This is a genomic window from Streptomyces sp. NPDC059169 (genome assembly GCF_042755225.1).
GTDB lineage: Bacteria > Actinomycetota > Actinomycetes > Streptomycetales > Streptomycetaceae > Streptomyces.
Window position 1 is genome coordinate 85,661 of the sequence record NZ_JBHZCF010000026.1, and the last position, 14,809, is coordinate 100,469.

10 protein-coding genes are annotated in these 14,809 nt (G+C 73.3%); 5 read left to right on the forward strand and 5 right to left on the reverse strand.

From position 1 onward, the window contains the following. Window positions 1-325 precede the first annotated feature (325 nt). The gene (locus tag ACFXOM_RS33620; protein ID WP_384940211.1) at window positions 326-838 is read left to right on the forward strand and encodes an ATP-binding protein; all 513 of its coding nucleotides are present in this window, start codon (window positions 326-328) and stop codon (window positions 836-838) included. A 395-nt stretch (window positions 839-1,233) separates the two neighbouring features. Here the strand turns inward: ACFXOM_RS33620 and ACFXOM_RS33625 are convergent, their stop codons facing one another. Beyond that, on the reverse strand, window positions 1,234-1,470 hold the full coding sequence (locus tag ACFXOM_RS33625) for a DUF397 domain-containing protein (RefSeq protein ID WP_384940209.1): 237 nt from the start codon (window positions 1,468-1,470) through the stop codon (window positions 1,234-1,236). 672 nt (window positions 1,471-2,142) lie between these two features. Here ACFXOM_RS33625 and ACFXOM_RS33630 point away from each other — a divergent pair. Both ACFXOM_RS33630 and ACFXOM_RS33635 read left to right on the forward strand, forming a co-directional pair. Then, window positions 2,143-2,907: a GNAT family N-acetyltransferase gene (locus ACFXOM_RS33630; protein ID WP_384947038.1), complete on the forward strand. Its 765-nt coding sequence runs from the start codon at window positions 2,143-2,145 to the stop codon at window positions 2,905-2,907. Window positions 2,908-3,100: 193 nt separating this feature from the next. Further along, window positions 3,101-3,592, forward strand: a complete 492-nt coding sequence (locus ACFXOM_RS33635; RefSeq protein ID WP_385041084.1) for a hypothetical protein — start codon at window positions 3,101-3,103, stop codon at window positions 3,590-3,592. Between the two features lie 157 nt (window positions 3,593-3,749). Here ACFXOM_RS33635 and ACFXOM_RS33640 read toward each other — a convergent pair whose 3' ends face one another. Beyond that, the gene (locus ACFXOM_RS33640; RefSeq protein ID WP_384940352.1) at window positions 3,750-4,886 is read right to left on the reverse strand and encodes a DUF2786 domain-containing protein; all 1,137 of its coding nucleotides are present in this window, start codon (window positions 4,884-4,886) and stop codon (window positions 3,750-3,752) included. Window positions 4,887-5,076: 190 nt separating this feature from the next. Between ACFXOM_RS33640 and ACFXOM_RS33645 the strand changes: the two genes are divergently transcribed. Both ACFXOM_RS33645 and ACFXOM_RS33650 read left to right on the forward strand, forming a co-directional pair. Further along, complete coding sequence (locus ACFXOM_RS33645) at window positions 5,077-5,631, forward strand: sugar O-acetyltransferase (protein ID WP_384940203.1); 555 nt, start codon at window positions 5,077-5,079, stop codon at window positions 5,629-5,631. A gap of 326 nt (window positions 5,632-5,957) precedes the next feature. After that, entirely contained in the window at window positions 5,958-7,643 is a 1,686-nt protein-coding gene (locus ACFXOM_RS33650) for a bifunctional 3'-5' exonuclease/DNA polymerase (protein WP_384940201.1), read from the forward strand. Window positions 7,644-7,681: 38 nt separating this feature from the next. Here the strand turns inward: ACFXOM_RS33650 and ACFXOM_RS33655 are convergent, their stop codons facing one another. The 3 genes from ACFXOM_RS33655 to ACFXOM_RS33665 all read right to left on the reverse strand — a co-directional run. Beyond that, window positions 7,682-10,654, reverse strand: a complete 2,973-nt coding sequence (locus ACFXOM_RS33655; protein WP_384947033.1) for a BTAD domain-containing putative transcriptional regulator — start codon at window positions 10,652-10,654, stop codon at window positions 7,682-7,684. Window positions 10,655-11,026: 372 nt separating this feature from the next. Further along, a complete protein-coding gene (locus ACFXOM_RS33660; RefSeq protein WP_384947030.1) occupies window positions 11,027-11,278 on the reverse strand; it encodes a hypothetical protein in 252 nt (83 codons plus the stop codon). Between the two features lie 425 nt (window positions 11,279-11,703). Continuing rightward, the coding region (locus ACFXOM_RS33665) for a type I polyketide synthase (RefSeq protein ID WP_385041087.1) at window positions 11,704-14,809 on the reverse strand (3,106 nt) is incomplete at its 5' end.

Sequence of the window (14,809 nt, forward strand, 5' to 3'; positions counted from 1 at the left end):
CACTGCGGTCACGTCTCCAACCCTCCCCATTGCCACCGGTGTCGGAGTCCCCCCGAACCCCAAGCTCCGGATTGTGCCACCAAAAAGCTTCAGCCCGTACTCGTTCGATTACGGAAATGGGAAGTCTTTGGGGAAGCCGACGCAAAAGCAAGAGGGAAGATATGGCCGTGAACCGTCAGCGGGAGGGGCACATCGGGCGCGTGCACGTGCATCTGCCCTTGCATCTGGTGTAGGCATTCGGAACCATGGAGGTCGCGTACCTGCGTACTCGTTCGTGCTTGTTCGTCTTGTAGCGCCACAGCCGCGATTCCCGGGAGTGCCTCGCATGGGAACGATTGGATCGACCGTGCTCGAGCCGTTACGGCAGGGGCTTCCCCCGATCGATCCCGCAGCCGTCTCCACCTCCGCCTCCTGCGCCCTTCCGGCCCGCTTCGAAGCCGTACGCGGCGCCAGGCAGTTCACCGGCAGAACCCTGGCCCACTGGGGACTGACCGAACGCTGCGACGACGTCGCACTCGTCGTCTCCGAACTCGTCACCAACGCCCTTCGCCACGCCCTGCCCGCGGACGATCCGCACGACCAGGAGCACCCCCGGTTCTTCGCCGAGGGGACCTCCCTGGTGAGACTCCACTTGATGCTCTGGTCGAACCGGTTGGTCTGCGCAGTGCGCGACCCCAGCCGGGAGAGCCCGGTGGCAGGTGAGGCAGAGGACTCCGCCGAATGCGGCAGGGGACTCTTCCTGGTCGACTCCTTCAGCGACGGCTGGGGCTGGCACCCCCTGGCAGGGCCCGCGACCGGGAAAGTGGTCTGGGCCCTGTTCCAACTGCCGGCCGGATAACGCGCCGGGACCGGCCCGACCGTCAATCGACGCCCGTCGGTCATGACACCGGCGACCCGTCGGTGGGGATCCGCCGGCACGGACGGACCGGCACCCCCTCCGGGGCGGCGCCGTACCGTCCACGGGAGCGCCCGCCCGCTCCCCGCGCGAGGCCGCGAAGTGCCCGCCACCCCGCCGCACCTCCCCGGGCCCTGCCGCACCCGCGCACCGGTCGGACGGCTCGGCCCCGTCGGGACGGCTCCCCGACCTCCCGGCACGAACGCCGCCCGAGACAACGGCCGTCCAGGGGCACGAGTGCGCTCCGGGGCCGGTGCGGTCGGGCCTGCCGCACCGGCCCCGGAGCCGCACGTCGCCCGCCGTCGGGCCGACCGTCCATGCCCTGGGCGCAGAGCGGTCTAGCCGAGGAGATGGTCGAACTCCCCGTCCTTCACCCCCAGCAAGAGGGCCGCTATCTCCGCCGGCGTATAGACGAGCGCCGGTCCCTCCGGGTCGCGCGAATTGCGCACCGCGACGTCCCCACCGGGCAGTTTGGCGAACTCCACGCACGCCCCCTGCGAGTTGCTGTGTCTGCTCTTCTGCCAGACGACCCCGTGAAGCTCCGTGGCCGCCATGCCGTTGTACACGTGGTGCACAGGACGCTCCCCGAGTTACAAGGTGCAAGTGTCAACTGTCTCGGATCATAGCGGTGTTTCACATGCGCATGCATGAGCAGATGCACGTGCATTTGACTGCGTTCCTTGATGGCGGCCCCTACCGGAAGTCTCCCGGAGAAGAGACGCGCCGGACGCCGTTCCGGCTCCGCGCCCCCGCCCGACCACCCCGTCCGGAACCTTGTGTCCGACGCGCCCTCAGACGACACATAGGCCCTGCTGACCGGCACTGCGGATGCGGAACATCCGCTCCCTGGCGGAAAGCGCCCCTCCGGACCGCCGCGGAGCCGAACGGCCGACTTCCTCGGCCCGGCGTCCCCTGTGCGGTCCGGCGGAGAACGCCTTCCCCAGGCGTTTTCCGCAGGGTCCACTCGCCCATATGGAGCTGTTCGCCTACCGCGGTGATGCGAGTTACTCCCGTCGAACGGATACGCCGCACAAAGGAGTTCCCAGCAGACAACCATCCAGTTTCCCAGCGCCATGCGCAGAGGTCCGACACCCCATCCGACGCACGACCACACGGTCGGGCAGCGGCACGTCAGCCGCCCGCCGGACGGAGCTCCCCACCCCTCCCACCGCCACCCCCGGACCGGGGGTCCACCGCCACCGCAAAATCCCGGGCCCCCCGGGCCACAGCCGCTTAGGCTCCGTCCCATGCCACGCTCCGAACGACAGCGGATCAACGCCTTCATATCCGCCTTCGCCCGCCGCCAGGCCGCACGCACGGCCGAGCTCCCCGGCGGGTTCGCCGTCTACGACGACGCCTACGCGCTCTCCCACGCGAACAACCAGGTGGTCATCGACGGGGCGGTCGACGCCGACGCGCTGCCGGCTCTCGTCGAGGAGTCCCTCGGGCATCTGCCGCACCGGCTGGTCCACGTCCTCGACGAGGAGGTCGGAACGGCCTGCGCCCCGGCCCTCGTCCGGGCCGGCTACACCCACTCCACCTACCTGATCATGCTGCACGACGGCCCCGCTCCGGCCGGTGGCGGCGGAGCCGGACCGGTGGGCCTCGAGGCGATCCGCGCCGCCGTGACCCAAAGCTGGCACGATCTGCTCCCGGACGCCGGTGACGAGGTCGTGCGACACCTCGTGGACCGGCGCGAGGCCCGCCGTCGCGGCGCCGACGTCGTGCACTTCATCGGCGCGCGCACCGAAGAGGGAGACATCGCCGCGTGGGCCGACCTCTACATGGACCCGGAGTCGGGCATGGCCCAGATCGAGGACCTCGTCACCGCGAAGAGCCGGCTGCGGCGCGGTCACGCCGATGCCGTCCTGACCACCGCCCTGTGCATGGCCGTCGATGCAGGCTGCGGAACGCGCTTCCTGACCGCCGACGCGGCGGACTGGCCCCGCCACTGGTACGAGCGCCGGGGCTTCACTGTCATCGGCCGCTCCCATTCCTTCGCCCGCAGCTGACCCGGATCGGCCGGGTCAGGACGCCGGGCGCGCGGAACCGGTCCTCCTGCTGAGGGTGCGGTCGGACGGGGGCACGGGCTCCCGGTTCCCCAGCCCTCCGCGCCCCCGTGCGGCACGGTCGTTTCGTCGCCCCGTCGGGCTGGTAGCTTGGCGCGGTCTCGGTCACCGACAAGCCGACTAGGGGGACAGACACGTGCACGAGCGCGTACGTACCGGTGTCATCGCGGCGGCAGGGCTCGCCGCCGTTCTCGCGCTGACCGGTTGCAGCAGCGACAAGGGCGACGGTGCGGGCAAGGACAAGGGCGCGTCCGCCGCACCCACCGCGGGCGGCGGCGAGGCCGGCGCGGACGCGGGCAGGGTCCGCGACATCGAGGGTTCCTGGGTCGGCACGTCCGCCAGCAAGCCGATCGCCCTGTCCGTCAAGAGCGGCAAGGCCCTGCTCGTCGTCGAACAGCGCGTCTGCAACGGCGAGCTGACGGAGATGGACGACAAGCCGATGCTGGCGCTGAAGTGCTCCGACGGCAACAAGGACCGCGCCATGGGCGCGATCGAGTCCAACGACGGCAGCACCCTGGTGATCTCCTGGGACGGCGGCACGAAGGACACCCTGAAGAAGACCGAGCCGGGCGCCCTCCCGCCGGGCCTGCCGACGGGTCTGCCGACCGCAGGACTGCCGGCCTCCTGACGTCCGCGGGCCTGGCGCCGTCCCCGTGTGGGCGGGGACGGCGTCGGCCGGTCCGTGCGGACCGGCCCATGCCCGTGCTCCTCGCCCCGCACGACCTCCGGCGCGCCCCGCGGGTCTTCGCCGGCACCCACCCGAACGGCCCGCCGGTGCGGCGGCGCTACCCGGACAGTTCGCCCCGCCCGCCCCGCGGCGGCATGCGCGCCCTGTCGGCCGCCTTGGTCCCGTGCTGCCAGCCGGCCGCGTCGGTGGCTCCGCGCACCCTGGTCCTCACCGTCTCCGGGAACAGCCGGTCGGCGTGCTCCGTCACCGCGACGTCGCGGGCGACGAGGACCGGGAGGAGGTCGCCACCGGTCCGCTCCCCCGCCGCGTGGGACGTCACCGAGGCGAGGCGGTCGCCCATGCGGTGGGCGTACGCGAGCAGGAACGACTGGCGGAAGGTCTTGGTGCGCTTGCGTCCGTCCGCCCTCTGTGCGGCCTCCGCGCGGGTCATCGCGGCGGAACCCTGCACCAGCAGCGAGGTGTAGAGCAGCTCGACAGCGTCCAGGTCGCCCTCGAAACCGACCACGGTGGAGAAACCGAGACCGCTGTTCCAGACCGCACGGCAGCGGTTCGCGGTGGCCACGGCGTCCAACAGGATCGCCTTCGCGGCCTCGTAGGGGGCGTCCACTCCGATACGGCAGGCGCCCGGGACGTCGGGACGGTGGGCCTGCGCCGCGAGCACCGCCTCGTCGATGCTGTGCCGCGCCATGAGCTCCTGGGCCTTCGCGCTGAGCGCCTCCGCCTCCTCCGGATATCCGGTGGCCTCGGCCTTGGCCAGCAGCCCGCGGATCCGGGTGAGCACGCGCGGCTCCGCCCGCGGTGAGACCGGCTGCCGGTGCGCCGGTGTTCCCGGTACCGGGCCGACCGGCTCGAGCGGAGGAAGGCGCACCAGCAGCCGGTAGAGCTGCAGGACCGCGGTGGCGTGGGAGAACCGGTCGGCGGAACGCGGGACGTCCTCCTCGGGCAGGTCCGCCAGCTGCGCGGCCCACCTCGGCGGCAGGGCCGAGCCGTACCGCCGGGTCTCCGCCGTGATCAGCCCGGCGACCAGCCGTACCTGCGCCTCACCGAGCTCTCGGCGGACGATCCGCACGACGTCGGCGGGCTGCCAGCCTCTTTCCCAGGCCCTGCGTACGAACTCGGCGCCACGACGGGCCAGCTCCGCGTCGGCCAACGGTTCTGCGGCGAGCAGCGAGGCGCCGGCGTCGAGCGCCTCGTCATCCTCGGCGTACAGCGCTCCGCCGAGTGCTCGCTCCACCACGTCCACGGCCACGGAGCCTACGCGAGCGGGGTGACACCCCGCCCGGCGACCGCCCCCGTCGGCCCTCGCAAGCGCGCCCGGCCCGTGCCCCGACCTCTGTCCACACCCTGTGGATATCGAACGACTGCACGGCCCGGGGCTTGCGGTTAGCGCTTCTGGGCCGCCCGGGGACCGTACGGTGGGGCCCATGGGCGAGAACAAGCAGCGCATGCTGGCCGGGGACTGGTACCTCCCCGACGACCCCGAGCTCGGCGCGGACACCGAACGGCGCTCTGCGCTCTGCGCCGCCTACAACGCCGCCGGCACCACATCCGCCGACCGTGCGGCGATCCTGGCCCAACTCCTCGGCTCGGTCGGCCCTGACGTACGGATCCGACCGCCGTTCCAGTGCGACTTCGGCCGTCACATCAGCATCGGCGCCGGCACCTTCGTCAACTTCGGCGCGGTGTTCCTCGACGCCGCCCCCATCACCGTCGGCGCACACGTCCAGATCGGGCCGAACGTCCAACTCCTCACCCCCACCCACGAGCTGGACGCCGCTCGGCGACGCGAGGGCTGGGAACGGGCCGTGCCGGTCACGATCGGGGACAACGTCTGGCTCGGCGGCGGCGTCATCGTCTGTCCGGGGGTGACGATCGGACGGGACACGGTGGTGGGAGCGGGCGCCGTGGTCACCAAGGACCTTCCGGCGGGAGTGCTGGCGGTGGGCAATCCGGCCCGGGTGGTGCGGACCCTGACATAGGGCCGGGGCCGGGTCGGCGCAGCCAGGGCTTGATCACCAACGTGCCCCGGGCGTCCCCCGCCCCGCTGCGCACGCCAGTGCGCTACCGTCCGTGCGCCCGGAACCGACAGGGCCCGGCACCACGCATACCGAACCGGCCCGACGGGTCGGCTCGACGGTCGAACGCCCCGGCAGAGGCCCCGTTGCGGCGCGAACCCCGGCGACGCCTCGCACCGGCCGGGGAACGTCCTGCACCGCACGGCCGCCGACGCCCCCTACGAGGATCCGCAGCGGACGCGCCGGGAACACACCCGCCGTTGTCAGCGCCGGGTGCCACACTCGCACCCATGAGCGAAAGGTGGGCTCTGGCCGCGACCGAGGGCGGCGGCGCGTTGCTCGCACCCCTCGCCCAGGACGGGCGGCCCGCCGGCGAGGTGCACCACGAGCCCGATCTCGCCGCGGCCGTGCGCGCCCGGCCGGGGGTCGGACGCTGGGTGTGGCGTTCCACCGCCGAGATCTACCCCCGGCTGTTGGACGCCGGCGTGCGCGTCGAGCGGTGCTACGACGTCGAGGACGCCGAGCAGCTGCTGCTCGCGCACCAAGGCCGCCTCGGCGAACCCCGTTCGGCCGCCGCGGCGTGGGCACGCCTGCACCACGCCCCCGTACCGCCCGACCAGCCACTGCGGGCGGCGGAGCCCGGCTCGCAGTCGTCGCTGTTCGACCCGGAGCCCGTACCCGTACCGTTCGACGGCTTGCTGGAGGTCTACGCCGACCAGCAGCGGCGGCACGACGCCGCCGAGCACCCGGGGCGGATGAGGTTGCTGACCGCGGCCGAGTCCGCGGGGATGCTCGTGGCCGCGGAGATGAACCGTTCCGGGCTGCCCTGGCGGGCGGACGTCCACCGGGAGGTGCTCCACGAACTCCTCGGGGACCGATACGCGGGCGGGGGCGAGCCGCGGCGCCTCGCCGAGCTGGCGGACGCCGTCTCCGCGGCCTTCGGGCGGCGGGTTCGACCGGCCCTCCCCGCAGACGTGGTGAAGGCGTTCACCCAGGCGGGCATCAGGGTCCGCTCCACGCGCCGGTGGGAGCTCGAAGGCATCGACCACCCGGCCGTCGAGCCGCTCATCCAGTACAAGAAGCTGTACCGGATCTGGACGGCCCACGGCTGGAGCTGGCTCCAGGACTGGGTCCGCGACGGCCGCTTCCGACCCGGCTACCTACCGGGGGGAACCGTCTCGGGCCGGTGGACCACCAACGGCGGCGGCGCACTACAGATCCCGAAGGTGATCCGGCGCGCCGTCGTCGCCGACGAGGGCTGGCGGCTCGTGGTCGCCGACGCCGACCAGATGGAGCCGCGTGTCCTCGCCGCGATCTCCCGCGATCCCGGGCTGATGGAGGTCGCCGGTCATCCGGACGACCTCTACGCACGGCTCTCGGACCGGGCCTTCTCCGGCGACCGGGAGCACGCCAAGCTCGCACTGCTCGGCGCGATCTACGGCCAGACCAGCGGCGACGGGCTGAAGAACCTCGCGGCACTGCGACGCAGGTTCCCCCTCGCCGTCGGCTACGTCGACGACGCGGCCCGCGCCGGGGAGGAGGGGCGACTGGTCCGCACGTGGCTGGGCCGCACCAGCCCGCGGGCTGCGGGGACCCGGGACGACGACGAGGCGGGCATCCCGCAGGAGGAGCCGGACGTGGGCCCGCCCCAGGGCGGGTTCGCCCCCGGCTACGCGTCGAGCGACGCGCGTGCCCGGGGCCGGTTCACCCGCAACTTCGTGGTGCAGGGCAGCGCTGCGGACTGGGCCCTGCTGATGCTCGCTGCGCTGCGCAGGGCCATCGCGGAACTCCGAGCGGAGCTGGTGTTCTTCCAACACGACGAGGTCATCGTGCACTGCCCGGCGGAGGAGGCGGACGAAGTGGTGGCGGCGGTCCGCGCGGCGGGGGACACGGCGGGGCGCATCACCTTCGGCGACACGCCGGTTCGGTTCCCGTTCACCACGGCGGTGGTCCGGAGGTACTCCGACGCGAAGTGACCACGCCCGGCCGGCGGGCGCCGACGGGAGGCCGCGGTTCAGACGGCTTGGCCGCCGTCCTGCTCGTCGAGGAATTCGCGGAGCTCCGGCAGCACCTTGGCGTCGGTCCCTTCCAGTGCCGCATGGGCACGCCGCCATTGCACCAGGGCCTCCCCGCCACGCCCCTCCGCGCGCAGCAACAGACCGAGTTCATGGCGGGCGAGGCCCTCGGTGAACAGGTCTCCCCTGGGCGCCGCGCGCTCCAGGACGAGCCTGCACTCACGGACGGCGGCGGCGTGCAGACCCTGCTCGCGCAGGGCACGGACCAAGCCGAGGCGGGCCTGCGACTGGCTCTGCCAGTCGCCGTCGTCGCCGGTGCCGACGATGTTCAGGCACGCCTCGAAATGGCACTGGGCCTGGGCGGGTTCGCCGAGCGTGAGGCGGGCGTACCCCATGTTGCAGTGGGCGCTCTCCCTCAACAGCATGCTGCCGAGCCTCATGCCGACGGCGAGACTGCGTTCGTGGTAGCTCAGGGCGAGACGGGCGTCGGTGTGCTCATGGAGGTTGCCGAGGTGGCTGAAGATGATGCCTTCCGCATAGTCGTCGCCGAGCCTGCGGGCGATGACGAGTGATTCCTCCAGGGCCCGGGCGGCCTCCGCGTAGCGTTCGAGGCGTTCCAGCAGCAGCCCCCGGTTGGACAGGCCCCGCTGGACCCAACTGTCCTCGCCCACCTGGCGCCAGAGGGCGATGCCCTCGTCGTTGAGGGCGAGCGAGCGCTCGCTGCGCCCGAGCATGAAGTTCACCCCGGCGAGGTCCGTGAGCGCGTGCGCCTCGGCCTGCGGGTCGCCGGACCCACGGGCGGCCTCCAGGGCGATCTCGTTGAGGACGCTGAGCTCCTGGAGTCGTCCGCGCCGCTGGAGGTAGGTGAAGGCGGCGCGAACCACCCGGAGGGCGGTGACCGACCGCGGCGCGAACGCCTGGACGAGGGCGACGATGTTGGGCAGTTCCCGGTCGCCCCAGGCGAGGGCCTCGGCCTCCCCGGCGAAGGGGACGGCTTCACCGATCTGCGGGGGCACCCGGGTTCCCGCCAGATGCGCCGGTACGAGCGCCAGCCCGACCTGCCGCGCCTTCTCCCCGTACCAGCGCAACGCCCGCTCCGCGGCCGCCGCGCGTTCCTCCTCCCCGTCGAGCCGCGCGGAGAGCTCCCGTGCGAAGTCCCGTACGAGGTCGTGCGGGGCGAACCTCCGGTAGGCCACCTCGTCGAGCAGGGCGACGTCGACGAGCCGCTCGACCGCGGCGACGGCCCGGCGTTCGTCGGTGGCGGACCCCATCAGCTGGGCGACCAGAACGGCGTCGTACACCGGAAGGTCGACCGCTCCCAGCCTGCGGAGGGCGAGTGCGGCGTCGGGGTCCAGCGCATCGTGCGCGACCGACAGCGAGCGGCGCACGCTGAGGTCGTCGTACTCGAGGTGGTCGAGGCGGTCGGCCTCGGCCGTGAGCAGTCCGGCGAGGGCGGAGGGAGTGAGCGCACGGCGGGCCGCGAGGCGGGCGGCGACGATGCGCAGGGCGAGCGGCAGGCGGCCGCACAGCTCGACGAGCCTTTCCATCGCGGCGGTTTCGTCGAGCTCGGCGGGGTCCGCATCGTCGTCGAGGCTCCGTCCACGGCCGGACACGGCCCGCAGCAGGGCGGTGCTGTCCCGGGCGCTCAGCGGTGCCAGCGCGAACCGTGCCGCGCCGTCGAGCGCGGTCAGCGGCGAACGGCTGGTCACCACGACGGCACAGCCCGGACCGGCAGGCAGCAGTGGTCTCACCTGCGCGGCGGACGCCGCGTCATCGAGCACCAGCAACGTGCGGGTGGGGGCGAGGGTGGAGCGCAGCAGTGCGGCTGCGGCATCCGGGTCCTCGGGTACGGCCCTGGGCGGGACGCCGAGGTCACCGAGCAGGGCGGGCAGGGACCGCCGGGGGTCCAGGGGGCTCACGCCCGGCGTCGCACCGTGCAGGTTGAGGTGGAGCTGGCCGTCGGGGAACGCGTCCCGGAGGGAGTGGGCGACGTGCAGGGCGAGGGCGCTCTTGCCGACGCCCGCCATGCCGCTGAGCACGGCCACCGCGGGACGCGTGGGGCCGATCAGCACCGCGCGCAGTTCCTTGACGAGCCGGGTGCGGCCGATGAAGTGGGCCGGGGCGGAGGGGAGTTGCGCGGGTCGCGGCGAGGAGCTGTGGCGGGGGCCGCCGCGCGCCGCCGGCGCAGGGCCCTGGAGGACTTCCTGGTAGGCCTCCTGGACCGCGGGTCCCGGGTCGATGCCGAGTTCCTCCGCGAGCGTGCGGCGGAGCGACTGGTAGGCGGCCAGTGCCTCGGGCTGCCTGCCGGTGCGGTGCAGAACGAGCATCAGCTGCCGGAAGAAGACCTCGCGCAGGGGGAACTGTGCGGTCAGGGCCGCGAGTTCGGGACCGAGCCCGTCGGGCCGGCCAAGGCCGAGGAACGCGTCGTACCGCCACTCGAGGAGCATCAGCCACGACTCCCGCAGCCGCTGTGCGGCGGCGGGAACACCGTCCTCGGGGTCGTACAGTCCGGTCAACGGGTCCCCGCGCCAGAGGTCGAGCGCCGCCCGCGAGCCGACGACGACGGTTTCGAGGTCGCGGCGGACCGCTTCCCCAGGCTGGTGCGGGGAACGCTCGTCGACGCGTGTGGCGCGGGCGTGTGCGGCGCGCACCGCGGCCACGTGCTGCTCGAACAGGTCCACGTCCAGTTCCCCCGGCTCGACGCGCAGCAGGTAACCGGGGGCAACGGCCCGCAGCCGGTCGGGCTCGGCGAGCAGCCGCCGCAGCCGCGTCACGTGGTTGTGCAGGGACGCCTGGGCGGAAGCGGGTGGCTCCCCGCTCCAGAGTGCGTACTTCAGCTCCTCGACGGGTACGACCCTGTTGGCACGCAGCAGCAGCGTGCCGAGCAACGTGCGGAGTTTCGCGCTGCCCACCGTGCGGATCTCATCCGCGGCATCGTGCACGGTCAGCGGACCGAGCAGGCCGAACCGCATGCCTTCCTCCTGCGCTGACCGTTGGCCACATGTTAGCGATCTGTTGGCGGAGGCTGGTTGGATATCCACGTCGGATCCGGTGAGACGGTGCTCGGCGTGGATGGCCACACTCGGGGGAGTGTCACCGCCGCAGCCGGATCCGAAGACAGAGAGAGCCTCGGTCGCGTGGGAGTGGCCGGGGCTTTCGTCGTGTGCGGTCGGGCCGTGCGCCTGGGGCGGATTCCGTCGGGGGCCGGTCGCCCGTCGGTCCCGCCTCGCCCGGACCGCGGACGGCACCGCCGATTCACCCGCCGCGCTGCCCGCGACGGCTTGCGCAGCGGGCGCCCCACGGAACATCCGCCGGACGTCCCGCAGTTACTGCGGTGCCGCGGATCACGTACGGGGCCTCCAGCCGCGCACGAGGCACCAGGCACCACCTCCGACGAAGAGGGCGGTCGCCCCACGCATGACCACGGTCGCCGTCAGCCGCACGCCCTCGGACATGTCCGCGACCTGGACCTGGGTCACCCGGATCAGGACGACGCCCAGGACGATCATCAGGAGTCCCCCTGCAATCCAGGCGGCTCTTACCGCCGCCGGGGGGCTGCTGCCCTGCGTGATCTGGTCGCGCTGCTGTGCCGTCATGACGGTGCCGCCTTCGTCGGGGGGGGCGGTGCCGGACTCCGGGCCCGTCACCCGCACTCTGGACTCGTCGAGGCACCCGGAGGCCCCGGTGCGGACCGACTCGGCTCAGGTGAGGCCCCGTTGGGCCAATTCTACGCGCATGGTCTCCCCCTTCGGTCATACGAGCGTGGCCCCCGACCCTCGGAAATGTGCCCGCCCTGCCGCGGGAAGGGCGGGCACCCCCGTCGCGGTCCCATCGGCCGTCGCCGACGTCGATGAGGACGCGGGCCACGGTCCTGGCCCCGATGCCGGACATCGGGGCCAGGACCTGGCACGTGCCCTGATGGGGCCGAAGTGGACCGCCTTGTCGGCGATGGCCCTGGCCCGGGAGAGCCGGGGCCCCAAGGGACCAACGGCCTTGGGGCCCCTACGGCACCTGATCGCCGCTACGACAGCCCGAGTTCGTTGTCGATGAACGCGAACATCTCGTCGTCGCTGGCCTCGTCGATCCGTGCGGCGAGCTCGCCGCCGGTGCCGCCCAGCGCGACCAGCAGGGTCTGCAGCCGCTCGGCGATCTCGCCCTTCTCGTCCTCGGCGACCGTGGCGCCCGCGACGGCCTTCTCCAGCCTTTCCAGTTCGGCGTGTACCGGAGAGGGTGCCGCCGCCGCTTCCGTGAACGGCAGTTCTCCGACGACGAAGCCGGCCAGCGCGTCCGCCGACGGGTAGTCGAAGATCAACGTGGCGGGCAGCCGCAATCCCGTGGCCGCGGTGAGCCGGTTGCGCAGTTCGAGCGCGGTCAGCGAGTCGAAGCCGAGCTCGAGGAAGCCGCGGTCGGCGGCCACCGCGCGCGGTCCGGCGAAGCCGAGCACGGCGGCCACGTGGGTACGCACAAGGTCGAGCACGGCCTTGGTCCGTTCCTCGGCCGACAGTGCCGCGAGCCGCTGGAGCAGCGCCTCGGCCTCCGACCGGGACAGCGCGGCCTGGGCCTGGCTCCGGCGGGACGGCAGCCTCACGAGGTCCCGCAGCACGGCGGGGGTGCCGTGCTCCACGAGCCTGGCGCGGACGGCCGGGAGGTCGAAGCGCACCGGAACCAGGACGGCCTCCTCCCTTCCGAGTGCCGCGTCGAAGAGGGCGAGTCCCGCCTCCGACGGCATCGCCGTCACCCCTGAGCGGTTCATCCGGGCGACGTCTGCCTCACCGAGCCGTGCGGTGAGCTCGCTCCGCTGCTCCCAGAAGCCCCACGCGAGGGAAACGGCGGGCAGTCCGGCGGCGCGGCGGCGGGCGGCGAGCGCGTCGATGAAGGCGTTGGCGGCGCCGTAGTTGGCCTGCCCCGGGCTGCCGATCGTGCCGGCGGCCGAGGAGAACAGCACGAACGTCCCGACGCCCGGGTGCCGTGTCAGCTCGTCCAGGTGGACGGCCGCGTCGACCTTCGGGCGCATCACCGCGTCCAGGCGTCCCGCATCGAGGGCGGCGACGACGCCGTCGTCGGTGACTCCCGCCGTGTGGATGACAGCGGTCAGCGGGTGCTCGGCCGGGATGCCGTCGAGCAGTCGCCGCACCGCCCCGCCGTCGGCGACGTCGCACGCGGCAACCGTCACGGTCGCGCCGAGGCGGGTCAGTTCGTCCCGCAGCTCGGCGGCGCCCTCGGCCGCGGGGCCGCGGCGGCTGGTCACCAGGAGCTGCCGCACGCCGTGCCGGGTGACGAGGTGCCGGGCGAGGAGCGCGCCCAGCGTGCCCGTACCGCCGGTGAGGAGCACGGTGCCGGACGTGTCGAAGGCGGGGCGCGCGAGGGCGGCTGTGCGTGCGGAGTCCCCCGCCTCGGCGATACGCGCCGAATCCGCCGCCTCCGCGGTAGGTCCGGAGTCCGTCGGCTCGGTGGTACGTGCGGAGTCCGTCGGCTCGGCGGTCCCTGCCGCGCCCTTCGGCGCCCCGTGGGTCACCGCGTGCAGGCGCCGGCCGAGGAGCCGGCCACCGCGCACGGCCACCTCGGGTTCCCCGGTGGTGAGCGTCACCGGGACCGCCTGGCGCGAGGCCGGGTCGTCGTCGAGGTCGACGAGTACGAACCGCCCGGGGTTCTCCGCCTCGGCGGCTCGTACGAGCCCCCATACCGCGGCAAGCCCCAGGTCGTCCGGCGCGCCGCCGGGCTCCGTCGCCACCGCGCCGCCGGTGACGAGTACCAGGCGGGACTCGGCGAACGTCTCCTCCGCCAGCCACTCCTGGACGAGCGTGAGCGCCTGGCCGGTGGCGGCCCGCACGGCACCCGGGACGTCGGCCCGGGCATCGGCGGCCGCCAGGACGGTGCCGCTCGTGGCGAGGGGGGCGAGCACGACGGCCGGTGCGGGAGCGCCTGCGACGACCGCCGCAGCGAGCCCGGCCAGGTCCGGGTGGTGCGCTGCGTCCTCACCGCCGGCCTTGAGGGCCTGCTGGAGGCCGGGCGCGTCGGCGCCGACGACCGCCCAACCGTCGTACGCAGCGGAGACGCCCGGTGCGGTCTGGAGCCCGACCCAGTCGGTGCGGTACAGGGTGTCGCCCGCCGTCCCGGCGGCCGCGGACAGCTGCTCGGCGGATATCGCCCGCAGGACGAGCTCCTCGACGGTCGCCACCGGAGCCCCGGCCCCGTCGAAGACCCCTACGCGCACCCGGTCGCCGGCCGGCTCCGGGGTCAACCGCACCCGCAGGAACGTGGCACCGGCCGCGTGGACCGACACTCCGTTCCACGCGAACGGCAGCCGCACCCCCTGGGAGGTGTCCGCTCCCTCGGTCGCCCCGACCGTGCCGAGGGCGTGGAGCGCCGCGTCGAGCAGCGCGGGGTGAAGGGCGAAGCCGTTGACGGAGGCGCCCTCGGGCAGCGCCACCTCGGCGTAGATGTCGTCGCCGTGCCGCCAGGCCGCTTTCAGGCCCTGGAAGACGGGGCCGTACTCGTATCCCTGCGCCAACAGGTCGTCGTAGCCACCGCCGAGCTCGACCGGCTCGGCCCCGGCGGGCGGCCAGGAGGCCGGGCCGGCCGACGGTGCGACCGGCTCGGCGGCCAGCACGCCGGTTGCGTGCGTGTTCCAGGAGCCGAAGCCGTTGTCCTGGTCCGCCGCCCTGGAGTGGACGTCCACCTGCCTACGCCCGTTCTCGTCGGCCGCACCGACGGTGACCTGCACCTGAACGGCCTCCGACGGCTCGAGGACCAGCGGTTCGAGGAGGGTCAGCTCGACGATCTCGGCGCAGCCGACCTCGTCACCGGCACGGACGGCCATCTCGACGAAGGCCGTCCCCGGGAGCAGGACCGTGCCCGTGACGGCGTGGTCTGCGAGCCACGGATGCGTACGAAGAGAGATCCGGCCGGTCAGCACCACGCGGTCGGACTCTGCCAGCGGCAGGGACGCGGAGAGCAGGGTGTGCTCGGTGGCCTCCAGACCGGCGGAGGTGACGTCACCGGCGCTGCCGGTGTTCTGCAGCCAGTAGTGGGTGTGCTGGAAGGCATATGTCGGCAGGTCGACGACACGAGCGTCGGCGGGGAGGGTCTGCTCCCAGTCCACGGCCGCACCAGCGGCATACGCCTGA

What these genes read in the sequence shown, in the direction of transcription:
- ACFXOM_RS33620 (WP_384940211.1), top strand. Translation starts at nt 326, where the DNA reads ATGGGAACGATTGGATCGACCGTGCTCGAGCCGTTACGGCAGGGGCTT.
- ACFXOM_RS33630 (WP_384947038.1), top strand. Translation starts at nt 2,143, where the DNA reads ATGCCACGCTCCGAACGACAGCGGATCAACGCCTTCATATCCGCCTTC.
- ACFXOM_RS33645 (WP_384940203.1), top strand. Translation starts at nt 5,077, where the DNA reads ATGGGCGAGAACAAGCAGCGCATGCTGGCCGGGGACTGGTACCTCCCC.
- ACFXOM_RS33650 (WP_384940201.1), top strand. Translation starts at nt 5,958, where the DNA reads ATGAGCGAAAGGTGGGCTCTGGCCGCGACCGAGGGCGGCGGCGCGTTG.
- ACFXOM_RS33655 (WP_384947033.1), bottom strand. Translation starts at nt 10,654, where the DNA reads ATGCGGTTCGGCCTGCTCGGTCCGCTGACCGTGCACGATGCCGCGGAT.
- ACFXOM_RS33660 (WP_384947030.1), bottom strand. Translation starts at nt 11,278, where the DNA reads ATGACGGCACAGCAGCGCGACCAGATCACGCAGGGCAGCAGCCCCCCG.